The following is a 23658-nucleotide window of genomic DNA, read 5'->3' on the forward strand; positions in this document are numbered from 1 at the left end:
GCCGGCAGGATCGCCAAAGTTCTTCAGTTGACCCAAATTCTTTAAGCCCGTAACTTGAGAATTTGAAACAAGTTACGGCGATTTTATTGGGCCCGGTCCGGGACGATGCGGTCGCCTCGGACACGCCACCGGTGCGTTGAACTGGCACACTTGGTGGCTGCCTGCTAAAGAACACGCTTGCACAGCCTGTATCGGTCCGTCCGATCACGGCAGATTTTCCGCTTTTTGCGGTGTGGTCCCGCCCCACTTGGGCCGTATCCCATCGGGCGGCCGCTGATCGTCCAACGATCCACCCCCACAAGAAACATGTCAATTTTGGAAAGAATTTGGGACGCCCTCGGGCTCCTTTTCGGCGGTCTGTTCGGATCGTTCGATCGCCTGTTCACTTCCGTTTTCGGATCGGCCAACGCCCGTCAGGTCGCCAAGCTGCAACAGCGTGCCGATCGGATCACGGAAATGGAGCCCAAGTATCAGGCAATGTCCGATGAGGAATTGCGTGAACAGACGGCTTTGTTTCGCAAGCGGCTGCGCGACGGTGAAACGCTGGATGACATCTTGGAAGAAGCTTTCGCGGTATGTCGCGAAGGCAGCCGTCGCCATTTGGGCATGCGCCACTACGACGTTCAGCTGATCGGCGGCATGGTCCTTCACGGCGGCGCCATCGCCGAAATGGTTACCGGTGAAGGGAAAACTTTGGTCGCGACCTTGCCGGCGTATTTGAACGCCTTGGAAGGCAAAGGCGTTCACGTCGTGACGGTCAACGATTACTTGGCCCGCCGTGACATGGAATGGATGGCCCCGCTGTACATGAATCTGGGCCTGACGGTGAACGCCATTCAATCGGGCATGTCGATCGCCGAAAAACAGGCGGCCTACATGTGCGACATCACCTATGGGACCAACAACGAATTCGGCTTCGATTATCTGCGGGACAACATGCGTCCGGCGGCCAAGGGTGACGACCGTTACCCACCCGAAGCCCAGCAGTGCCAAGGGCCGCTGAACTACGCCATCATCGACGAAGTCGACAATATTTTGATCGACGAAGCGCGGACTCCGTTGATCATCAGTGGGCCTGCCGACCTGGACCTTGGACGATACAGCGAAGCGGATCGCGTCGCGAGACAGCTGACCAAGGAAACGCATTTCACGGTTGATGAAAAGCAACACAACGTGACGCTGACCGATGACGGCGTCCGCAAGGCCGAAGAATTGGCCGGCGTGGAAAGCTTTTACACCGCGGGCAACATGGAATGGCCGCACTTGATCGACAACGCGCTGAAGGCTCATTTCCTTTACAAGCGTGATGTCAATTATGTGATCAAAGATCGCCAAATCGTCATTGTTGATGAATTCACCGGACGCTTGATGGAAGGTCGACAGTGGAGCGACGGGCTTCACCAAGCGGTTGAAGCGAAGGAAGGCGTGCCGATCAAACAGGAAACTCAGACCTTCGCGACCGCTTCGCTTCAAAACATCTTCAAGATGTACAAAAAGCTGTCCGGGATGACCGGGACGGCCATGACCGAAGCCGATGAGTTTTGGAAGATCTACAAGCTGGACGTGGTGGCGATCCCGACCAACCGTGGATTGCAGCGGATCGAACACCCCGACTTGATCTATCTGACCGAAAAAGACAAGTTCGCCGCCTTGGCCGATGAAGTCGAACGCACCAACAAGTGGGACGTGTTGACCATCAAAGACGGCACCGAACTTTGGGGTCAGATCCAAGATGAAAACGACGAAACGATCCAAATCGTTCTGAAGAACGAGAAACAGGCCGAGTCGGTTCCGCGTTCAAAAGTCACCAAGGTCGAACGGCACGGTCGCCCCGTCCTGATCGGGACGGTCAGCATTGAAAAGAGCGAACGCTTGAGCCAGTTGCTGGAACGCCGTGGCATCCAACACGACGTTCTGAATGCGAAGAATCACGGTCGTGAAGCAGAAATCGTTTCGCAGGCCGGTCGCCTGGGGGCCGTCACGATCGCGACCAACATGGCCGGTCGGGGCACCGACATTATCTTGGGCGGTAATCCCGAGACGATGGCCTGGGCCCAGTTGCAACACAAATACGCAACGCGTTTGGATGTCCCCGACGACGAATGGAATGCGTTGGTCAAAGAAATTGACCAGCGTGAAAACATGTCGGTCGAAGGCCAGCAGGTTCGCGAAATCGGCGGGCTGTATGTGCTGGGGACCGAGCGTCACGAATCGCGACGGATCGACTTGCAGCTTCGTGGACGTTGTGGTCGACAGGGTGATCCCGGTTCCAGTCGCTTCTTCCTGTCGTTGGAAGATGATTTGATGCGGATCTTTGCCGGCGATTTCGTCAAGAGCATGATGGAACGTCTGGGAATGAAGGAAGGCGAAGCGATCGAATCATCGCTGGTCACCCGACGTATCGCCGCGGCACAAAAGAAGGTCGAAGAACGCAACTTCGAAATTCGAAAGAGTCTGTTGGACTATGACGAAGTCATGGACGAACAGCGGAAACGCGTTTACCGGTATCGCCAAAACCTGTTGGACGGACACAGCAGCCGCCAAATGGTGCTGGAACTGATTCATGGTCAAATCGACAAGTTTGTCGAAACCTTCTTGGATCCCGACTATGGCGTCGAATCATTTGCCGCGTTCGCCGGTGCCCAACTGAAGTGCCAGTTGGACCCACGCGAATTCCGCAACATGGATTTCGATATGGCGGATTCGTATGCCAAGGATCAGGCCGAGCGAGCATCGGAAGTGACCGTCAACGAAGCGGTCGAAGAAAACCTGCCTGAGGGCATGGAAGACGAATGGAACTGGAAAGCGTTGACCCACTGGGCCAACACGCGGCTGGAAGCCAATTACCAGGACCACCAGCTGAAACGGATGGATCGCGATGACATGATCGACGAGTTCATCGAAAAGGCACATGCACTGGTTGAAAAGACTGATCTGTCCGAAGGCCAACCGTTGCTGGATGCCGATTTCGGGCTGCGAACCCTGTGCGCTTGGATGCGACACAAGTTCGGCATCGAAGTCACGCCGGAAGAATTTCGGGAAGTCGAGGATCGTCGCCAAGTCGCCGCTGCGTTGATGAAGCGGGCCGAAGATGCCTATGCGGAAAAGGAAGCGGAGTACCCGGTGCTGACCGGCATTTCACGCTTCACGCAAAAACAGGGCGCGCAGGTATCCCTGGATCGCGAGGGCTTGGTCGATTGGGTCCGCGGACGATTCAAAGTTGAATTGCCCGTCGACGATGTCAAGCTGAACCGCGACGATCTGAAAGCGCAGTTGGTCCAGTACAGCCGAGACGCGATCGGCGATGTCGAAAGCCAACAGTCCGCCGCCCAGCAGCGGTTGAAGGACCTGTTTAGTAACGCAGACGATTCGACCACCGCGGCTGTCGCCGCCGGCGGTAACGGCACCCTGTCGACGATGGCCAAGTGGTTGGAAGAGGATTTGAACCACCACACACCGTCCGAAGACTTGGCACGGATGACGCGGAAGGAAATGGAATTGACCGTCAGCGGCGCGCTGGACGATCGATTCCACCCCGAAATGCGTCGGATGGAACGGCATATCTTGCTGAACATCGTCGACGAAGCCTGGAAGAATCACCTGCTGACGATGGACCATTTACGCAGCAGCGTCGGCTTGAAAGGCTATGCCCAAATGGATCCCAAGGTCGAATACAAACGCGAAGGCATGCGTTTGTTCGACGCCATGTGGGAAAACATCGGCGAACGAGTCACCGACTTGATCTTCCGCATGGAGTCGTTCAACGAAGACTTCATCCGCAGCACTTGGGTCGATGCACGCACGGCCAAGGAATCCGCACCCGCCCCGCAAAGCCAAGCCCAGGAAGTGGCCCAGCAAAGCAATGAATCCGGCGGCGGCGAAGATTCGAAAGCCGAACCGATCCGCCGGCAAGGTCCGCGGATCGGTCGAAACGATCCGTGCCCCTGTGGAAGCGGAAAGAAGTACAAGTCGTGCTGCATGCGGAAGACCGTCGAATAATCAGGCACGCACGACATCAATGATTCCGGTGGCTGACATGTAGCCACCGGAATTCGATCACGGATGATGTTCCATGTTCGCCAATTTCGTCTATTTGTTGATGCTGGCGTTGGCGTCGCCGTGGATCTTGTATCGCGTCATTGCTCATGGTCGGTACCGACGTGGCGGGCGACAGAAACTGTTTGGATTATCACCCGGCGATGCCAAACGATTGCGCGGCGATGACAAGCCGTGCATTTGGTTTCATGCCGTTAGCGTTGGCGAAGTCAATTTGCTGTCCAGCCTGGTGCCCGCGGTTCAGGACGCGTTGCCACCGTTCCGCATGCTGGTCAGCACGTCCACGGATACCGGATTCGACTTGGCGGTGGACCGTTTCGGAGCGGACCGTGTGTTCTTTTGTCCGCTGGATTTTTCCTGGGCGGTGAAGTCGACGATCCGCCGATTGCGTCCTCAAATGTTGGTGTTGACGGAGCTGGAGCTTTGGCCCAACTTGATCCGGTGCAGCGAAAAACTGGGCGTGCCCGTTGCGGTCGTCAACGGCCGGCTGAGTGCGACCAGCGCTCGTCGCTATCAACAGTTCAGCTGGTTTTTGAGACTCACGTTCCAGCGTATCGACTGGTTGGGAGCACAAGACGAATCCGCGGCCCAGCGTTTTCGTGATTGTGGATGTTCGGAAGTGGATGTCACCGGTTCGCTTAAGTTCGATGGTGCGCCGGATAACCGTGACGATCCCAGGGTGCTAGCGCTGGCGGATTGGGCCGGCGTCGCGCCCTGGCAACGAGTGTGGTGCGTCGGCAGTACGCAGGCCGGTGAAGAAGCGATGGCCTTGGCGGTGTACCAAGATCTTGCACCGAAGCACCCCGAGCTACGTTTGATCTTGGTTCCGCGTCATCAACAACGATTCGACGAAGTCGCCCAGCTAGTCGAAGATTCGGGGCTTTCATTGCGGCGACGCAGTCGATCGTCCGATGCCGTATCCGATGCCTGGGATGCCGATACCGTCATCCTGGTGGATACCATCGGCGAATTACGCCAGTGGTGGGGCGTCAGCCAGATTGCGACGGTTGGTGGCAGCTTTGGTGATCGTGGTGGTCAAAACATGCTGGAACCGGCCGGCTATGGGTGCGCCGTTTCTTTCGGACCGAATACTAAGAATTTTGCAGCGATCGCAGGCGGATTGTTGAAAGTCCAAGGGGCCGTGCGTGTTCAGGACGAAAAAGAATTGAACCAATTCGTTCGGCGGTGTCTGGATGACGTGCCGTCGGCTGATCGCTTGGGCATCAACGCGCGTCAGTACGTGGCCCAGCATCAGGGGGCGACCGGCCGAACCGTGGATGCAATGAAACGCCTGCTGCAGCTTCGGGCTGGCTAATTCTTGGGTGGCCACAACGATCGCCCAATGCACGCGAACGGCGGCCTGGGGAGTGCAGAAAAATGGCCTGGCAACCGGTAACGATTGCCAGGCCATCGATCAAACCATAGCAGGACAGACACTCACCCAATGAGTGTCTGTCCCTATCGGCGTCGTCGGAGCGTACGAGCGACAACCGAGTGCGGTTTGTTTTTTTGCCGGACGCTTTTTGCCGCGTCCGGCGTAAAGCCGCGGGACGACACTGTCCGTGGGGAATCTCAATTACTCGGGTCGGCCACCGCCATCGCGTCCGCCACGGCCACCGCCGTCGCGTCCGCCACGACCACCTCCGGGTCCGCCACCGGGGCCACCGAATCCGCCGCGGCCACCGCCGAATCCGCCACGGCGTTCGGGCATTTCAAAAGGCTTGCCCTTCATTTCTTCGAATTTTTTCTTTTGCTCGCTGGTCAGCACGGCAAGGGTTTCGGTTTCCAGCTTTTCTTGCATGCCGGCAAAGGCTTCCTGCATCGCTTCACGCATCTTGTCGCGATCACCCGATTCACGGGCTTCGGCAATCTTTTCCTGGATGCCGTCACGCAAATTTTCGCCGACCTTGCGGATCTTTTCCTTTTGCTCGTCGCTCAAACCCAGTTCTTTGACAACTTCAGCGTCACGCAGTGCGTTGATGCCTTGGGCTTGGATGTTGATCTGCTTCAGGCGGTCGTACTGCTCGGGAAACAGGACTTCTTCCAGTTGCTCGCGAGTCTTCTTTTCCGCCTTTTCACGCATTTCTTGCATCTTGGCGAAGGCCTCTTGGCGCTCCTCATCGCTCATGTCGCGGAAATTGGGCATGTCGCCACGCATTTCTTCCGCGATGTCACGGCCGACCTTTTCCAGCGTTTGGACCTGATCGTCCATCAGATCCAGTTCGCTGCGAACTTCATCGATTCGCAGCAGTTGCAGCATTCCGCCGCCGCCGCCGGGACCGCCACCACGACCGCCAAAACCGCCGGGGCCTCCCGGACCGCCGCCACGGCCTCCGAAACCGCCACCGCCGCGGCCGCCACGTCCGCCTTGGGCCGAAACATCAGATGCGATCAATGCCATCACAGCAACGCACAGGACCAAGGCGGTCAGACGCGTCAATTTCATCGTTTGGGAACTCGTGTTGAGAGTTGACATGAAGAGAAGACGATCGCGTGCGTGGGATGCACGAAATTGGCCCACGCCCGCTCGCGTTACTCTCATTCAAACCACGCCAGCCGCACAGGGTTTCGCGGATGCGAGGGATCACCGCGGCAAAATTTTTCAAGATCTTGCTTGCCGCGTCTCTACAGTCTGCCGATTCGCGAATGCCGACGCCTGTCACGGGGGGCGCCCCTCAGGCCACTGAACTTCCTATTGTCTGTTAACAATCCAAAAAAGGAACCGAAACGATGAAGCGTTTCATGCTGACCCTGGCCGCCCTGATGATCGTTCCCGCCGTCGCCAAAGCCGACGATCACAAGAGCGGTGAACACGCACAGAAGAACATTGTCGAAACCGCCGTTGGTGCCGACGGCTTCAAGACCCTGGTCGCCGCCGTCAAGGCGGGGGGATTGGTCGAAACCCTGAGCGGTGAAGGCCCGTTCACGGTCTTCGCACCGACCGACGACGCGTTCGGCAAGCTGCCCAAGGGAACCTTGGAAACCTTGCTGAAGCCCGAGAATAAGGACCAACTGGTCGCAATTCTGAAATATCACGTCGTTGCCGCAAAGGTCCCGGCCGCCAAGGTTGTGAAGTTGGATTCGGCGAAGACCTTGAACGGAAACGTCAAGATCGAAGTCACCGACGAAGGTGTGATCCTGAACGACAAAGTCAAGGTCGTGAAGACCGACATCATGTGCAGCAATGGCGTGATCCACGTCATCGACGCGGTCCTGCTGCCCTCCAAGGACTGATCGCCGACCGGCATGTTGGACGATTCCAACTTTGGTTGACGTCAGCCCAACATGAATCGATCTCAAAGCGGCCCCGGCAGTGTTCACTGCAGGGGCCGTTTTTCGTAGGTAAAGTGATCGCGAAACGCTCGTCGATCATTGCGTGTTGATGATGCCGCAATGATCAATGGCTCGGGAAAGTCTTCCGTTTCTGTCATCCGAACCGTTTAGGAATCAGATGTCAGTTCATCCAAGTAGGGGATGACGTCGTCATGATAGGTGAAGCCCGCTGTGTCTCCGGTGTCGACGAATTTCTTCAACAGCTTGCCGTCGGCCCCGTAGACGAACACGGCGGGAATCGACGGAATGTCAATGGCTTGGAAAACGGTGTCGCTTGCTGTTTCGCACAGATAGCTTTCGAACGTTGCATCCAGGGCCGTTAGAACGGCGCGGATTTTGGGCTCATAGGTTTCCGGTGGTTTGGTCAGACGTCCATCGAAGTCGACGGCGATGGCAACGAAGTCAAATTCATCGTCTCGTTCCCTGGCCAACTCCGCCAGCGCCGGCAGTTCTCTCAAACAAGGTTCGCAAGACAGGGACCAGAAATCGACCACGGTGATCTTGCCGCCGGTTTGAATTCGTTTCTCGATTGCCGGCCATGGCTCGTACCGGATCTCCGGTTCGCTTTTCTTGGCGGACGCCGTTTCGTCGCGGGCGGCGGGCTCGGCCACCGTCTTCGAGGCGTCGGTTGCCGATTCAGTGTTCGCAACAGATTCACTGGTCGATTTGTTGTCGGCGGTCCCGTCGCCGACCCCTTGGCCACACCCAGCGGCCAGCATCGTCATGCCACACCAGGCCAAAAAGATTCTCCGCGACCTGCCAAGAACTGTTTGCGATCGACGAATGGCCACTGGATCAACATTTCCGGGTTGATCATGACCCGTTGAAGCTGGAAAACCAGAAATCGTCTGCGTGGATTTGTTCATCGGTTCACTGATAGGAGTGCGAGGAAGGAGGTTGGACGCCATTGCCGGCAATCCTGTCGATGGCCGGTCGATGCGTGGGGCGGAAATGGATCGATGTTCAGCCCGGGAGACGATCGATTAGATTAGGGGGAACTGCGAGGCGTCACAAAGCGTGTCGGATCGTGCCGTTTGGATCAACGCGTCACCGGATGACGCGGACCGAGCTTTCGACCCCATGATCGACTCTATGACCAGCCTTCCGCCAGGCCCGCCGGCCGATTCCGACCCCACGTCGATGTCGACGGCCCAGTTGTTAGTGGCGTCCCAGCGAGGTGACAACGAAGCGTTCGGTCGATTGTTGGATCAGTACCGTGGTTACCTGTTGATGTTGGCTCATCGTTATTTGTCGGAACGATTGCGACGACGGATCGACCCGCTGGACTTGGTCCAGTGGACGTACCTGGAAGCCAAACGGGATCTGCATCAGTTTCGTGGCACGACGCCGGCGGAATTTGCCGCATGGTTGCGTGGCATGTTGAAACACAACGTGGCGTCGGCGGTCACGCGGCACGTGACGACACAAAAAAGATCGCTGAAACGCGAAGTTACCGTTGGCGATTTGAAGCAAGGGTCCGATGCCGCGTGGATCCAACAGATGCCGGGCAGCACCACCAGTCCCAGCGGTGTGGCGATCCGGGGCGAAGCGGTCTTGGAATTGTTAAACGCGTTGCACAGCTTGCCGGAAACACAAGCCGAAGCGATTCGTTTGCGGTATATGGAAGGCTTGCCGCTTTCGCAGATCACCGAACGCATGGGAAAATCTGAAACCGCCGTCGCCGGTTTGTTAAAGCGTGGCTTGCGCAAGCTGCGCGATCATTTTCAATCGCAAAGTAGTCCCTGGTGGTGATTCGTTTTGTCTGACATCGACCAGCACGATGATCGTTTGGACGAAGCCTTTGCGGCGTACCTGCGCAGTTGCGATTCGGGTGAAATCGGCAGCCGCGAGGAATTCTTAAATCAGTTCCCCGACATCGCTGACGAACTGCGTGAACTGATGGACGTGGCCGATTCCTTCGGGCGATTCGGCGGGCAGACTTCGCAACCAAAGGTCGTCAACCCGATCGCCGAAACCGTCAACCTGTCGGTCGCCGACCAGAACGATTCGATCGCGGACCCGGCCGCCACGTTGCCGATGGCGAATCGCGGACACGGTGATCCCGGTCCGACGTTACCGTTTGACTTGGGTGATTACCTGCTGAAAAAGGTGATCGGCCGCGGCGGTATGGGGGTTGTCTATTTGGCGCAGCAAAAGGATTTGCAGCGTGATGTCGCGGTGAAGATGATTCGAAGTGGCATTTTGGCCGACGAATCGGAGGTTCGACGGTTCTATACCGAAGCCCAGGCCGCCGCGCGGTTGCGGCACCCGGGGATTGTCGCGGTGTACCAATTCGGGCGCCGTGCCGGTCACCATTTCTTTTCAATGGAGTTCATCGAAGGAACGAATTTGCAAAGCCAGGTGGCCAAGGGGCCGATGGATTTCCAGCTGGCCGCACGCTATGTCCGCGATGTGGCACGCGCCATCGCGCATGCCCACGACAACGGCGTGCTGCATCGTGACCTGAAACCGGCAAATGTGCTGATCGATCCCGACGACCGCGTTCATGTGACCGACTTTGGTTTGGCCAAAACTGCCGACGCCGATGGTGGGATGACGGGCAGCGGTACCGCCGTCGGAACGCCCCATTACATGGCGCCCGAACAAGCCGGCGGTCACAGCGATCGTGCAAACCCCCAAAGCGATGTCTATTCGCTGGGGGCCATCCTGTTCGCATGCATCACCGGGCGTCCGCCCATCGTCGGCGACACCGTGATGCAGACATTGATTCGTGTGGTGCACGACCCCGCGCCGGCCCTTCGTTCGATTCGGGGGGACGCCCCGGCGGATTTGGAAACCATCGTCGCGAAGTGTCTGGAAAAACAACCGGGCAAGCGTTACTCGGGGGCCCAAGCGTTGGCCAGTGATCTGCAGGCCTATTTGGACGGCCAGCCCATCGCCGCCCGACCCCGGTGGTTGTTGACCAAGGCATGGCACTGGATCGAAGGTGTTCCGGTGGTTGCCGCGATCATGGGACGTCGACGTTTTCATACCACCGACCAACATCGCCGACTGCAAACGGCGATGTTGACCCTGATGATGTTCATGCCGGTGTTCGTCGTTGGGCTTGCCTGGTGGCGACACCATTTACGGCATTCGATGCCGGACCAGGTGGTGTTGGCCGGTGGCATGACCGACGGCGTCTATACGGATGTGTCCAATCGAATTGCACGGAGACTGGCTTCGTCCGTGGGGATCCAAACCCAGGTCGTCCCCACGGGCGGAAGTCTGGAAAACCAACAGCGACTGGTACGCGGCGAAGTCAGCATGGCACCCTTGCAGGCGTCTGCGGTTTCCGGGGACCCACTGTGTGTCATTGCACCGTTGTTTTACGAAGTGGTCCACGTGATGGTGCGTCGCGATAGCGGCATCCAAACACTTGACGACTTTGCCGGTCATCGTGTCGCGGTCGGTCCCAAAGCCAGTGGGTCACGTGTTGCCGCGGAGATGGTTTTCGATTCGCTGGGCTATGGATTGGATGACCCGCAACGTGATTTCACGCCTTGGTACGAATTGCGTACCGACTTGAATGTCGACATCGCCGTTGTTTGCATGGGGCGTGGCAACCGAGTGGTGCGGCGCTGGTTGCAATCGGGGCAATGGCGGTTGATGGAGGTTCCACGTGCGGATGATATTTCGCTGGAACACCCAACCTTGCGACCGATGCGGATCACTGCGGCAGACTATCAGGGATGTGATTTGCCCGATTCCGGCGTTCGGACGGTTGGTACGATGGCTTTCCTGGCCACACAAATCGATGCACCGGATCCACTGATCCTGCAAACGTTAGAAGTACTGTACGAGCCACCGTTGTTGGTCCCCGGGATGATCCACTTGAGCCAGACGACGGAATGGCAGGGGTTATCGTTTCATCCCGCTGCCCGCCGCTTCTTCGAAAGCAAAGCCGTTGCGGCTGATTGAATCCATACAAGCCGTAAAGTCGTCAACTTCTTTGGGCGAAGCGGACTTTCCATGGCAATGAGCCTGGCGCTGATCGACCGTCTGTCTCAGCAAACCTAGGGTTCGGTAACTGTTGTTCCGATTCCCCTGACGTTTGTTTGCTGTTCCCGTTGATGATTCAGCCAGCGGCCGAGATATTTGATCGCTACGGCGAAACGCCCGACCCAGGCTCCGAACGAAGGGGCACACCTGGACGTGCGGATCGGTGCGCAGGTGTGGCGGGACACGGGCGTTCGCTGCGCAGCAAGCTTGTCCTGTCCTTGGCGGTCATGTTCATCGCGTTTATCGCGGTCGACGAAATGGTGCGCCGGAACTATCTGAAACCGGCCCTGTTGTCGTTGGAACGGGCCGGAGGGTATCGCGACGTGCGTCGCGTGATCGCGGCGATCGAATCGGAATCCAACCATCTTTCCAGTATCGCCGACTATCTGAACACGACGCATCCAGCCGTTGCAATGCACGACAGGGCGCGTCCATTTGGCGATTCGGAAAACGACGGAATCGACTTTGCCGGGTATGTTCAGACCGATGGCACTTGGGTGCCGCTGCACCAGGACGCCGATACGTCAACCGAAAGCATTCAAGGTTTCGCGAAGCTGGCGGTTCGGCATCTACCCAAGATGCAATCGGAAAATTCGTCGTCTCAATTCCACGCGATTCAATCCGCTGACGGGCAACTGGCTCTGGTCGCCTTGCGGGCGGCCAGGCACCGTCCTGAAGATTTTTTGATTGTCGGTCGGGCGTTGGACGCAACCAGCATTCGTCGGCTGGGTCGACGGACCCAGGTCGATTTCCAATTGCGACAGTGCGTGAGCGGGAAACCGCTGCAAAGCACAGATCCATTGTCGTCCCCAACGACGCTTGCCGAAAGCGGTTCGGTTCAGACCGTCATCGCGCGTTTTCCTGTTCTGGCAGATTCCGGTCCGGAGGATTTGGAACTGATGGTCTTCATCCCGCCGGACCTGGCACGCCGGGCGTTGCAAGCGGTCTACAGCGGACGAAATCAATTCGTTTTCGGCTCGGTGGCCGCTTTGTTGGTGTTGCTGTTGATGCTGCAACGGATCGTCATTACGCCACTGCAGGCGATCCGGTTCCACGCCGAACGCGTGGCCGATGAAGGTCTGAGGGCGGAACCGCCTGAAATCAAATCACGCGACGAAATCGGAAACCTGGCGCTGTCGTTTCACCGCATGATGCGTCGATTGCGACAGGCGCAAACACGATTGTCGGCCACTTCGCGAGCCGCCGGGATGAGCCAAGTTGCCGGCACGGTCGTTCACAACATTGGCAACGTACTGACGAATGTGAACAGTTTGCTGGAAGCGGCATCGCACAAAGCGACGCAATTGCGTTTGGCACCGCTGAAGGGTCTGGCAACCAAACTTCAAGAATCCAAAGACAACGACGACTTGATTCGCGAGATGCCGAGCTACTTACGGTCGCTATCGGAAACGTTGGAATCGGATCGCCAAGAACTGACCGAAATTCTGCAAACGCTTCGCTGCAACCTGGGACACATCGAAGACGTCGTGCGTCAGCAAAGTCGACATGCCGGTACGACGACCGATCACCAAACGTTTTGCGTCGGGGAATTGATCGATGAAGCGGTGTCTTGTTGTCAGGGTCGCTTTGATGCCGCCGACATCTCCGTCGACGTCGTCGGATATCCCGATGTCGTGGTTCGCTCGGATCGGTCCATTCTGCTACAGGTTCTGATCAATGTTCTGACCAATTCGCATGCCGCATTCATGGACGTGAAAGATCGCAGCCGACGCATCGAAATCGGGGTCGACGAACACGGAGATGAAGTGTGTTTGTGGGTTCGCGACAACGGTTGCGGCATTGACTCCGACGTCATCGACAAGTTGTTCGATGCCCACTTTACGACTCGGGAAGACGGTACCGGACTCGGGCTGCATTTCTGTTCGTTGTCGATGTCTGGCCTGAACGGCAGAATCGAAGCACGCAGCGACGGACTGGGGCACGGCACCACGATCGTGATGTCGGTTCCGTCTGGACTGATCAGCGGATTGGATACCGAGGCCGCCACCAAAGGCGAGATGTTGATGGAGGTGGGCGCATGAATCCGGCTACCATCGACTATGCCAAGACGGGAGTCCGGCGTCTGTTGGTCGTCGACGACCAACCGCACATCCACGACACGTTCGATCGGATTTTTCAACAACAGTCGTCCGCCGATGGGGATTTGGCGGACTTTGAGGCTCGTTTTTTGAATTCGGCTGCCGCGCCGTCGGCCCACGATGTCGAATCACCCAACGAAATGCCCGCCTATGAACTCAATCATGCCTCCGGGTGCGATCAGGCGGTCGCGTTGATGCAAGCGGCAGTTTCCGATGGACAGCGGTTTTCCGTTGCCTTTGTCGACATGAAAATGCCCCAAGGACCCGACGGCATCGAAACCACTCGCCGTTTGTGGGAATTGGACGAACGTTTGCAAATCGTCATCTGTACCGCACACAGCGACCGACCTTGGAAAGACGTCTTACAGCAACTGGGATACAACGATCGTCTGTTGTTGTTGAAGAAGCCGTTTGAATCGGACGAAGTACGACAGTTGGCTTTGTCGCTGAGCGAAAAGTACCGTCTTTCAGCGATCCGAACGCATCAGATTAACGAACTGCAAACCGAGGTCAGTTTGCGTCGCAGCGTTGAAGACGAACTGCGTGAAATGGCCCAGCGGGACAATCTGACCCGATTGCCCAATCGATGCTTCTTGCTGCAGCAACTGGAGAAAATCATTCAAAAGCATCGTCGCAATGTTCAGCGATTGGATGCCGTGCTGTTTTTGGATTTGGACAATTTCAAAATCATCAATGACAGTTTGGGGCATGACGCCGGTGACCTGTTATTGAATGAGGTCGCCTCGCGTTTGAAGGAATGCGTTCGTGACTATGACCTGCTGACGCGTTTTGAAGACCAGCAGCGTTTCTGTGACCAGGGCGAAGAAACGATGCGGCTGGGCGGCGATGAATTCGTCGTCGTGCTGGAATGTCTTGGCGGGACCGATGACGCGATGCGGGTGGCCCAACGGATCGTCAAACGCGTCGCCGAACCATTCAAGCTGGGTGACCGATGGGTCAACGTCGGTACCAGCGTTGGCGTCGCTTTTGTGGATGCGCAAATCCGTGACGCTCATGAAGCCCTACGGAATGCCGACACCGCGATGTACCGCGCAAAAACGAGCGGACGTGGACGTGTGGCCGTGTTTGACAAGTCAATGCACGCTGCCGTTTGTGCTCGTTTGGAGATGGAAGAACAGCTGCGCCGCGCGGTCGATCACGGCGATTTTCGATTGCTTTACCAACCGATTGTTGACCTAGCCAACGGCCGTATCAAAGGCGTGGAAACGCTGCTGCGTTGGCAGAACGAACGCGGTGTGAACGTCAGTCCCGATGAGTTCGTTCCGGTCATGGAGGAAGTCGGCTTGATTTCTGCGGTCGGCGAATGGGTGATCCGTGAATCCACGACGCAGTTCGGCGGGATGTTGCAACGGTTGCCGGATTCGATTCGCGACACCATTTATCTGGGCGTGAACTTGTCCAGCCGGCAGCTGAACGATCAGAGCTTTTTGCGGCGTTTGCTTCAAATCTTGGATGAAACCGGATTCGATCGTCGTCGGTTCAAGTTGGAGATGCGCGAGACCGCGGATCAGCGAAGCGGTGCTCGCGCGTTGGCCGGAATGCAATCGTTGAATCAGTCGGGAATTGGGATTCACATCGATGATTTCGGCAAAGGCCAGTCATCACTGCTGTGCTTTCAAGCCTATCCCGTGGAAACGGTCAAAATCGATCGATCCTTCACGGCCCAAATTGTTAGCGACAACAGCCATGCGGTGATCACTCGAGCGGTGATTCAACTAGCGCACCAATTGGGTGCTCGCATCGTGGCCGAAGGTGTCGAATCCGAACAGCAGATGTCATTACTTCGTCGATGGGGTTGCAACATGGCCCAGGGATACTTCTTTGCACCCCCGCTGAGCCTGGAAGACTTGGAACGGCTGATCGTCCAGCCGACACGCAGCACAGGCGTCAAGTCATTGATCGGCGACGTCGGCGGGATCTTCTATCACGACGGCCAACCGATCGTCAGCGGTATTTCCTAATCCGAAAATCGGAAGACGTTCCGCCTTCACCAGCCTCGCACGTCGTTTGCCGCTGATTTCCTAGCGACTGACAAATGCCGGTGATTCGACCAAGCGGTGGATCAATTGACGGACCGGATAATCTTCGTCCGCGACCGAATCGCAGATGGCGTCCACCGTCGGCCGATCCTGAGGTTCCAAACGCCGACCCAGTGCAAAAGTCATCATGCTTTCGACAAACGATCGTGCAAAGAAGGATCGCCGCTGGGCCAACAGCGTTTTCAGCCCCCCTAGGTCTTCGAACGATTCACCGCTGGGCAGTTTTCCACCTGTTTCAATGGTAATCTTATTGCTGTATCGATCGCGACGACGTCCAATCGGATCAAAGCTTTCCAAAGCGAAACCCAAGGGATCGATCTTTCGGTGGCATTGATTGCAGGCTTGGTCGCTGCGGTGTTTTTCCAACAAATCGACGATTGATTTCGCACCGCGAACATCAGGGTCGATCGCCGGTACATCGTCCGGCGGTGGCGGTGCGGATTGGCCCAAAACGGTTTCCAGCATCCAGACGCCACGAATCACTGGGGACGTTTCGATTCCGTTGGCAGTGGCCGTCAACACGGCGGCTTGTCCCAACAGTCCGCCACGCAACGGATCGTCAAAATGAACCTGGCGGAATTGGTCAGCCTGATCCCCGGGGATCGCATCGGCGATGCCATACAAGCGGGCAAGATCGCGATTGATGAACGAATAGTCGGCGGTCAGGAATTCTGTCACCGGCAGGTCGTTGTCAATCAAGTGCCGAAGGAATAACTCGGATTCACGACGCATGTCGTCTTCCAGGCTGTCCTTGTAGTACGCCTTGAACGAATTGCGATCCGGTGGTTGGCTGCCCAGGTCGCTCAGCCGCAACCATCCGTCCAGGAAACGACGAATCAAGACATCGCTGCGGGAATCATTCAGCAAACGATCCACTTGTTCGGCACGAACGGCCCGGTCCGACAGTTGCCCCTGCGCCGCGTATCGACGTAACGAAGCGTCGGGCATGGTCCCCCACAGGAAATACGATAGACGCGTCGCGATCGCATAGTCGGACAAGTGGTCCGCCGAATCGTCCACGTCGGGATCCATGTACAGAAACGCGGGGGAACACAAAATGGCGCGAATCGCGTCTTGGAAAGCTTCGAAATCGCTGCGTCCCTGTTTCTTGCGAACGGCAACGACCGACATCAGCCGATCGACCTCCGCCGGGCTGGCCGGACGTCTGTAGGCTTTGGACGCAAATGCCGACAGTATCTCTCGCGTCCGCTCCGGTGCGAATGGTTGTTCGCCAAGCACCGCTTGCTGGCTGCGTGTTGGTGTGCCCGCGTTGATGGGGCCACGGATCTGGACCTGGTGGATTCGGATGTGTGGCAAAAAGCCGTCACGAATGATCGTCTTGCGATCGACAAAGATGCCGCTGCTTTTTCGCTTGTTTTTTGGCAACAGTTCCGGGTACTTGCGAACCAAACGAACATACAGAGGTCGGACTTCGGCCATTCCGTTGGGGAAAGTAAAACGTGGTGCGAATCCTTGATCCAGCGGCACGCGAAATGTCAGCCAAGTCGGCTGGTCATCGGGAACTTTGGATTGCGCCAACACAGGCTGCATCGGTTGCATCGTGTGCTGTTCTTTCAAAGCCACATCGCCAGGCACGATTGCCAGACGGAACGGTTCGTCTAGTTCAATGCCAAGCTGGTCGGCCGGATACGGTGTGTCACGGTTTTTCGCTTCGGCCAGTACGCGGATTTCGTAGGTTCCGTCGACCGGAACGCCTTGTTCAAAATCCAACAACGGTCCGTAGGCACCTTCGGGTCGATCGGCCAGCGGACTGTCGTAAAGACACAGATAGCGATAGTCAAAAGCTTCCTTGTGGGCCGGGTTAAGTTCAGGCTGTTGTAAAAAGTGACCGCGGAAATTCCAGGTTTGTTCCGGGACATCACGTGATTGCCGAAACACCTTTTCCACCACTTGGTCGGCGGCGTCCAAGTAGTGTTCCAACAGATAGGCGGAAGTGACCAATTCGTCACCGACATTGTCGAACGATCCGCCAACCGTATCGGCGGGAAACGAAAGCGTCGGATCAAACATGGCCATTTCCATGTCGAACAGATCGGCAATCGTGCGGCGATATTCGTCCCGGTTCAGTCGCCGCAGGACGGTTTGGCGGTTCGTACTTTGGGACGCCTGTTGGACGCGGGCGATCGATTGGCGAAGGGATTCGGTGGTCGCCAGTCGGACCTTTTCAGCAGGTTGATCCGCGTCTTGGGGAGGCATGTCGCCCAGCGTCAGCTGATCGACAATCTCAGTCATCAGGATCACATCATCGGTACTCGGCTGCCGGTAATTGATCTGGTCGAAACGACGCTGGGCTTCTTGCGTGTCTGGTCCGTGACAGTCGGCACAGTATGTCGCCACAAAAGCCGCCAAGTCGTCGGCCGGACAATCCTGCGGCGACCTTACGCCCACGATGCAGGCCAACGCGATCACGCACCCCAGCGGTCGGCGAAGGCAGGGTGATGCCGCCACCAATCTTTGAAACCAATGCATTGTCGATGTTCCTATCCGTTGGCCACTTCGATGCCACGCAGCGTACCGGTGCTGGTTGCAAAGCGGTCGGCGGGAACACCGAATCGATTCAGCATCGTCAAGAACAGGTTTGTCAGCGGCGGTCGATGATGGGCGGATGAATCAAATGCCAAGTGCCGACCGTGCCGGAATCCGCCACCGGCCAAGATCACTGGCAAATTGGTGTTGGTATGCGAATTCGCGTTGCCCATGCCGCTGCCGAACAGAACCATGGTTCGATCCAATAGCGATTGACCCTGTTGATCGATCTTCGAAAGCTTTTCCAGGAAATTGGAAAAGTGCTGGACTTGATAGGTCTCGATGTCGATCAACGCATCGATGCTTTCCTGGACCTGACCGTGGTGGGAAAGCGCGTGATAACCTTTGCGGTATCCGAATCGGCTGGATGCAAAGTCGCCGCCAATCTCCAGCGTTGCGACACGCGTCGAATCGGTCTGTAGTGCCAAAGCCATCAAGTCATACAGGACCGGCAGATCGTCCACCATGTTGGTGTTGTCCGGCGCCGGCAGTTCCGTTTTAGGCTTGGGGATGGTCGACCATTGTTCGCCCAATTCCAAACGATGTTCGACCTCGCGAACACTGGTGAAGTATTCGTCCAGCTTGTCACGGTCTTGTTGGTTCAGCCGTTTCGCCAGCGACTTTGCGTCATCATTGACCGCATCCAGAATGGATTCATGCAGGCGGAAACGGTCGATGGCTTTCTGTCGATCCGCCTGGGCATCACCGACGAACAGTCGCTGAAACAACTCATGCGGTCCCGGAATCGGTGGCACCCGAGTGCCGCTGCGTGTCCACGACATCTGGCATCCGCCGTGGATGCCCGTTTCCGATCCGATGGTCAACGACGGGAATCGTGTTTTGCCGGCGATCGTTTCGGCCGCCCGTTGATCGACGGTGATGTTGCCGTCGGGCTGCGAAGCGGCATCGACGTGGCGAACGCCTGAAAGAAATGCGTGGATGGCAAAGTGACCGCCTTTGACGCCGTGGTCCAAACCCGAGATCACGGTCAGATTTTCTCGCTGGCTTTCCAACGGCTTCAGCGTCGTCGACAGCTCGTATTGATCGCCTGCTCGGCTGGGCCAAAACGCGCCGGGATAAAACCCCAGCATGTTTCCGATACATACCATTCGCATCGGCGTCGGTTCGGTGGTGGCGGCCTGGGCTTTGCGAGGCAGCGATTCCATCGTCGGCAGGGCGATGGTCAGGCCCGCGGCTTTCAAAAAGCCACGACGACCGCGGGGGGCATTTCGCATCGAACGCGATTCCCTTGTTCTAGGTGGGCGGGAGGGTGTGGAGGAAGGCGATGCCGGGCAGGACCCATGATTCTAAGCGATCCAGCGGTCGCGGCAAAATTTATTTGGCCGGGATATGCGACCGTGCCGGATCAATTCAACACAGATCGCCGCCCGGGCCCGTCCCCAGGGCTAGGCAAAAGGGCTAGGCTATCCGAACGGTGTTTGAATGAGCCGGCGGCCGTTCGGACGATCGTATGGACCGCCGGATTCAGGCGGCAAACGACGAAACGGGAACTCCCGGCGGTCTCACCCGCTGGTTCCAGCGTGAATAGGATTTTCGGTCAGACGGATGGACGATTCAGAAGACGAAGCACCACAAACGGCGGACGATGTATTCCGTACCGCGGTGATTTTTGAATCGGCGCTGGGCCTGCTTGCACTCTTTTTGGGGTGGTTGCTGGGGCCGGACCCGCGTGCCCTGGTTCCAAAGATCGACCTCAGCGTTTTTCAGTGGGATGTCTGGTCGCCGGTGGTCTTGGGGATCGGTTATGGGATGGCCGCCGCGATTCCAATGTTGTTGGGAATTGCCGTCTTGCGTCGCTTGCCGTTGGAATCGGTTCGCGAATTGGAACGCCTAAGCGACGACGGGATGCTGCGTCTGTTGTTGCAGTTGGGGCCGCTGGAATTGATTCTGATCAGCTTGTGCGCCGGCGTCGGGGAAGAACTCCTGTTCCGCGGCTGGCTGATGCAGTGGTTATCGGAAAATCCCAGCGGTGTTTCGGGGCCACTTGAAATCGGCATCGGTCTGATCGGATCATCGATCGCGTTCGGGTTGGTTCATCCGATCACTCGGCTGTACGTCGTGGTGGCAACGGTGATCGGTCTGTACTTGGGCGTGTTGCTGCTGCTTAGCGGAAATCTTTTGATTCCCATCGCGGCGCATGCGACCTATGACGCCGTCCAGCTGATGATGACGGCTTGGCAAAAGAGTTCGGATTCGGTCGACCTTGACGAATCGGTCGACTGATCGATCCGGTCGGGTCTTAGCGATGTTGCCGGGCCATTCCGGTCCGGTGAAATCGTCTTGTTCAGTTTCAATTGCTTGGGGTGTTGCCACTGGAACACGGCGCCGATGAGGACAATGGATCCCTGTCGACGTTTTGGTTCAAGGAAGAACCCGCCGTGTTGTTGCCGCGTGCACGAATCTTTGATCGCTATCGCTGTTTGCACAGTCGATGGATCGTTGCATGCCTGGTGATCATGGGCGGATGCCGAGGCCATCGACCCGCTTGGCAAATCGCTCAAAGCAGCGTTCCGGTCAAACCATCTGCTGCATCGGTACAGCCGGTTCCATCGCCAACCGATGCGTCCATTCGTGGTGCCGACACAATCGCCGGAGCGGCTGCCGGCAAACATGGAAGCCCTTGGCGACTGGCGTCCCACGAGTCCGCCAGTGATGTCACCGCCGATGATGCCGCATTCAAACAACAGTGGGATCCGCTGACCGGCGGTGATCAACGATTCGCAACGATCGGCGGTCCGGAGTTATGGACGGGTGGTGGTGGCGCGGACGGGTTACCGCCAAGGCGACCGATAAGCGAAGCCGAAATGCTGACCATCGCGTTGACCGATGCGCCGGCGATCCGTTCGCTGGGGATTCGCGTTCTGTCCAATCCCGAATCATTGACCACGGCGTACGATCGGGCGATCGAAGTCACCGACCCGTTCTTTGGGCCCGCCGCCGCGTTGGCGGAATTTGACAGTCAGCTTTCCGCCAGTCTGAACACGGCCAATAACGACCGTGTTTTCAACAACGCGACGCTGGGCGGTGAGGTTCAGGAACTGGTGCAGGACACCGCCGAAGCGACAATCGGATGGCAAAAGCGGTCGGTCAGTGGTGCGGTCTTTGATATCCAGCGGGTGCATCTGTACGACAACAACAATCGGCAAGGCAATCGGTTTCCCAATTACTGGGAATCCTATTTCGAAGCCGGGGTGCGTCAGCCGCTGCTGCGTGGTGCCGGGCGGACGTTCAATGAAATCGCCGGACCCAATGCCAGTCCTGGATTCAACTTTTCCAACGGCATCTTGATCGCAAGGATGAACACGCAGATCAGCGATATCGATTTTCGAATCGCGTTGCGTGATTTCGTTCAAGAACTGTATGCCACCTATTGGACGCTTCGCCGAGAGTATCAGTCGCTGGAAAGTCTGTTGGAGGCCAAGCAGATGGCCTACGAAACTTGGCAATCGACCCTGGCACGACGCGAGGCAGACTTGCAGGGTGGCGAAGCCGATAAAGAAGCTCAGGCACGTTCCCGCTACTATCAACTGCGACGTCAGATCATCAACGTGTTGGATGCGGACCAGCCACAATCCGGACTACTGGTCACGGAACGTCGGTTACGACAAATGTTGGGTATGCCCATCAACGAAGGCACGATTCTGTTTCCCGTTGATCCGCCGGCCGACGTGAAATATGTGTTCGATTTTCCTGCGTTGGTGCAGCGAGGTCTCAGTTATCGCGATGAACTGCGGCGACAATCGATTCGCGTTCAACAGGAACGTTATCGTTTGATCGCGGCAAAGAACTTCTTGTTGCCACAAGTCGATCTGATCGGACGATATCGCGTTCGCGGGTTCGGCGACGACCTGTTCGGTGACGGTCTGGATCGTTTCAGTTCCGCGTTCGACGATTTCTATTCGTTCGACCACCAGGAGTGGCAGTTCGGGCTGGAAATGGGCGTTCCCGTTGGTCGACGCCAGGCAAAGGCAGCGGTGGCTAACGCGAAACTGCAGCTGAATCGACAGTTGACAATTCTGGATCAACAGCAAACCGCTTTGCGTACCGAGATCAGTGATGCGTACAGCGAAGTCGACGCGGCCTATGATGCGTTGACGGTGTCAAAAGAAATCCTAGACGCTTCCCAAGATCGGTACGACGCATCGTTGGCGCTGTATGAGAACGACAAGATTCAGATCGAATTCTTGCTGGATGCTCAACAGGAATTGGTGCGATCACAACAGCAAATGGCCGAAGACCAAAGCAGGTATTCCCTGTCATTGATTCAGTTGAACGCGGTGACCGGGACCCTGTTAACCGATCTAGGGATCAACGTCGCTTATGGGCCATGCGGTACACAAGAATCCCTGGTGGAAGATCACCCCTGATTCACCCGGCATCAACGCGGCACCGGTCCCATTTCAATCGACATCGTTCCTTTCATGCCGGCACGCAACCGTCGGTCGGGGTTGTCGATTCGTGCCCAAAGACGTGTTTGACCGGTGACCGGGTGCAGTTCCGGCGAAACAAAGGTCACGTTCCCGGTCCATGTTTCGGGGCCCGACGATGCGGTCATCGGGGTCGCTGCACTGGCCATGCTGGGGGTCGCACCACCGGCCATGCTGGTCGCACGCAAGCGAAATTCCACCTTGGCGTCTAGCAATTCATCGCCATAACGCTGACCGTCGACAAAGCACTCCACACGAATCGGATTTAGCGAGATGACTCGAACGAGCGGTTTGCCCTGTTCCACCCACTGACCGGGTTCGACCATGACTTCGGCAACGCGACCGCCGATGGGGGATTGATAGTGGTGCTTGGTCAAACGGGTTTCGATCAGACGAACGGCCGCCAGTTTTTCCTTTGCTTTAGCCGTGGCGATTTCCCGTTGTTGATCCGCCTGTTCGATCGCCAGCGTGGATTGGTCGACGACCAATTGCAATCGTTCGATTTCCGTTCCGCTGATCGCTCCGGCGAAACGCTGGTTGGCCTGTTGTGACTTTTGCAATTCTTGTTGATGAACGTCCAGCGACCTTTGGGCGTACCGAGCGTCGACATCGTTGCGGCTTTCGATGACGGCGGCTTCGTAGGCGGCTTTGGCGGCTTGATATTCCGCATTGATTTCTTCGTCGGCAAATTGAACCATCAATGCTGCAGGTTCGATGGAATCGCCTTCGCGGACATGAATGCTTTGGATGATCCCGCTGATCGGTGATGCCAGCGTCGTGTTTTGAATCAGCGACGTTTGGGCATCGACCCGAATGATCGCTGACGTTGTGGTCGATTCCGGCGATGGGCTTGCGCTGACACTGCTTTCCGGTGGCGTTTGCCCGATCACATGGCCGGCGAAAACGCACGACATGATGGCCAGCACGGTGCAGCCGGTTAGGTCAAGATCGCAAAACGCTTTGGGTAACAACGATCGGCATTGGCTTGTTTGGGCAGCGGAAAACAATGACATCGAACCTGGATCCCCAAGACGCAAGGCGGGTGAACGGGCCCCGGGGGCCTTGCCGGCAAAGCTAGTCGCCGGGGCAAGTCGATTCAATGATTTCCAAGCG

At 57.1% G+C, this 23658-nt stretch carries 14 protein-coding genes; 9 read left to right on the forward strand and 5 right to left on the reverse strand.

What is annotated here, in order from left to right; genetic code table 11:
• The first annotated feature begins 306 nt into the window (after window positions 1-306).
• Together Mal65_RS27370 and Mal65_RS02920 are read left to right on the forward strand one after the other, a co-directional pair.
• Entirely contained in the window at window positions 307-3999 is a 3693-nt protein-coding gene (locus Mal65_RS27370) for a preprotein translocase subunit SecA (RefSeq protein WP_145293497.1), read from the forward strand.
• Window positions 4000-4072: 73 nt separating this feature from the next.
• Window positions 4073-5371 (forward strand): 3-deoxy-D-manno-octulosonic acid transferase, encoded by a 1299-nt coding sequence (locus Mal65_RS02920; RefSeq protein ID WP_145293499.1) that lies wholly within the window; start codon window positions 4073-4075, stop codon window positions 5369-5371.
• A gap of 261 nt (window positions 5372-5632) precedes the next feature.
• Here Mal65_RS02920 and Mal65_RS26895 read toward each other — a convergent pair whose 3' ends face one another.
• Window positions 5633-6502, reverse strand: a complete 870-nt coding sequence (locus Mal65_RS26895; RefSeq protein ID WP_196784518.1) for a Spy/CpxP family protein refolding chaperone — start codon at window positions 6500-6502, stop codon at window positions 5633-5635.
• Window positions 6503-6786: 284 nt separating this feature from the next.
• On the opposite strand from Mal65_RS26895, the gene Mal65_RS02935 reads away from it, so the two are divergent.
• Window positions 6787-7290 (forward strand): fasciclin domain-containing protein, encoded by a 504-nt coding sequence (locus tag Mal65_RS02935; RefSeq protein WP_145293501.1) that lies wholly within the window; start codon window positions 6787-6789, stop codon window positions 7288-7290.
• 206 nt (window positions 7291-7496) lie between these two features.
• On the opposite strand, the gene Mal65_RS02940 is transcribed toward Mal65_RS02935, so the two are convergent.
• Complete coding sequence (locus Mal65_RS02940; RefSeq protein WP_165701028.1) at window positions 7497-8114, reverse strand: TlpA disulfide reductase family protein; 618 nt, start codon at window positions 8112-8114, stop codon at window positions 7497-7499.
• Between the two features lie 367 nt (window positions 8115-8481).
• Between Mal65_RS02940 and Mal65_RS02945 the strand changes: the two genes are divergently transcribed.
• From Mal65_RS02945 to Mal65_RS02960, 4 genes are all read left to right on the forward strand, one after another.
• Window positions 8482-9141 (forward strand): sigma-70 family RNA polymerase sigma factor, encoded by a 660-nt coding sequence (locus Mal65_RS02945; protein ID WP_145293506.1) that lies wholly within the window; start codon window positions 8482-8484, stop codon window positions 9139-9141.
• A gap of 6 nt (window positions 9142-9147) precedes the next feature.
• Window positions 9148-11310: a serine/threonine-protein kinase gene (locus Mal65_RS02950; protein ID WP_145293508.1), complete on the forward strand. Its 2163-nt coding sequence runs from the start codon at window positions 9148-9150 to the stop codon at window positions 11308-11310.
• A gap of 152 nt (window positions 11311-11462) precedes the next feature.
• The gene (locus Mal65_RS02955; protein WP_145293510.1) at window positions 11463-13433 is read left to right on the forward strand and encodes an ATP-binding protein; all 1971 of its coding nucleotides are present in this window, start codon (window positions 11463-11465) and stop codon (window positions 13431-13433) included.
• Window positions 13430-15472 (forward strand): putative bifunctional diguanylate cyclase/phosphodiesterase, encoded by a 2043-nt coding sequence (locus Mal65_RS02960; protein WP_145293512.1) that lies wholly within the window; start codon window positions 13430-13432, stop codon window positions 15470-15472. The genes Mal65_RS02955 and Mal65_RS02960 overlap by 4 nt, the downstream gene beginning before the upstream one ends.
• 60 nt (window positions 15473-15532) lie before the next feature.
• On the opposite strand, the gene Mal65_RS02965 is transcribed toward Mal65_RS02960, so the two are convergent.
• Both Mal65_RS02965 and Mal65_RS02970 read right to left on the reverse strand, forming a co-directional pair.
• A complete protein-coding gene (locus Mal65_RS02965; RefSeq protein WP_145293514.1) occupies window positions 15533-18040 on the reverse strand; it encodes a DUF1592 domain-containing protein in 2508 nt (835 codons plus the stop codon).
• A gap of 11 nt (window positions 18041-18051) precedes the next feature.
• Window positions 18052-19332 (reverse strand): DUF1552 domain-containing protein, encoded by a 1281-nt coding sequence (locus Mal65_RS02970; protein ID WP_145293516.1) that lies wholly within the window; start codon window positions 19330-19332, stop codon window positions 18052-18054.
• Window positions 19333-19663: 331 nt separating this feature from the next.
• On the opposite strand from Mal65_RS02970, the gene Mal65_RS02975 reads away from it, so the two are divergent.
• Window positions 19664-20341, forward strand: coding sequence for a CPBP family intramembrane glutamic endopeptidase (locus Mal65_RS02975; protein ID WP_145293518.1), 678 nt, complete (start codon window positions 19664-19666; stop codon window positions 20339-20341).
• 155 nt (window positions 20342-20496) lie between these two features.
• Window positions 20497-22485, forward strand: a complete 1989-nt coding sequence (locus Mal65_RS02980; RefSeq protein ID WP_196784519.1) for a TolC family protein — start codon at window positions 20497-20499, stop codon at window positions 22483-22485.
• A gap of 11 nt (window positions 22486-22496) precedes the next feature.
• On the opposite strand, the gene Mal65_RS02985 is transcribed toward Mal65_RS02980, so the two are convergent.
• The gene (locus Mal65_RS02985; protein WP_145293520.1) at window positions 22497-23558 is read right to left on the reverse strand and encodes an efflux RND transporter periplasmic adaptor subunit; all 1062 of its coding nucleotides are present in this window, start codon (window positions 23556-23558) and stop codon (window positions 22497-22499) included.
• Window positions 23559-23658: the final 100 nt, after the last annotated feature.

Source organism: Crateriforma conspicua, assembly GCF_007752935.1.
Taxonomy (GTDB): domain Bacteria; phylum Planctomycetota; class Planctomycetia; order Pirellulales; family Pirellulaceae; genus Crateriforma; species Crateriforma conspicua.

Excerpts from the sequence above, each read along its gene's own strand:
- Mal65_RS02945 (WP_145293506.1), top strand. The coding sequence starts at position 8,482 with ATGACCAGCCTTCCGCCAGGCCCGCCGGCCGATTCCGACCCCACGTCG.
- Mal65_RS02985 (WP_145293520.1), bottom strand. The coding sequence starts at position 23,558 with ATGTCATTGTTTTCCGCTGCCCAAACAAGCCAATGCCGATCGTTGTTA.
- Mal65_RS02955 (WP_145293510.1), top strand. The coding sequence starts at position 11,463 with ATGATTCAGCCAGCGGCCGAGATATTTGATCGCTACGGCGAAACGCCC.
- Mal65_RS02960 (WP_145293512.1), top strand. The coding sequence starts at position 13,430 with ATGAATCCGGCTACCATCGACTATGCCAAGACGGGAGTCCGGCGTCTG.
- Mal65_RS02975 (WP_145293518.1), top strand. The coding sequence starts at position 19,664 with ATGGACGATTCAGAAGACGAAGCACCACAAACGGCGGACGATGTATTC.
- Mal65_RS02920 (WP_145293499.1), top strand. The coding sequence starts at position 4,073 with ATGTTCGCCAATTTCGTCTATTTGTTGATGCTGGCGTTGGCGTCGCCG.
- Mal65_RS02940 (WP_165701028.1), bottom strand. The coding sequence starts at position 8,114 with ATGACGATGCTGGCCGCTGGGTGTGGCCAAGGGGTCGGCGACGGGACC.
- Mal65_RS27370 (WP_145293497.1), top strand. The coding sequence starts at position 307 with ATGTCAATTTTGGAAAGAATTTGGGACGCCCTCGGGCTCCTTTTCGGC.
- Mal65_RS02965 (WP_145293514.1), bottom strand. The coding sequence starts at position 18,040 with ATGCATTGGTTTCAAAGATTGGTGGCGGCATCACCCTGCCTTCGCCGA.
- Mal65_RS02970 (WP_145293516.1), bottom strand. The coding sequence starts at position 19,332 with ATGCGAAATGCCCCCCGCGGTCGTCGTGGCTTTTTGAAAGCCGCGGGC.
- Mal65_RS26895 (WP_196784518.1), bottom strand. The coding sequence starts at position 6,502 with ATGAAATTGACGCGTCTGACCGCCTTGGTCCTGTGCGTTGCTGTGATG.
- Mal65_RS02935 (WP_145293501.1), top strand. The coding sequence starts at position 6,787 with ATGAAGCGTTTCATGCTGACCCTGGCCGCCCTGATGATCGTTCCCGCC.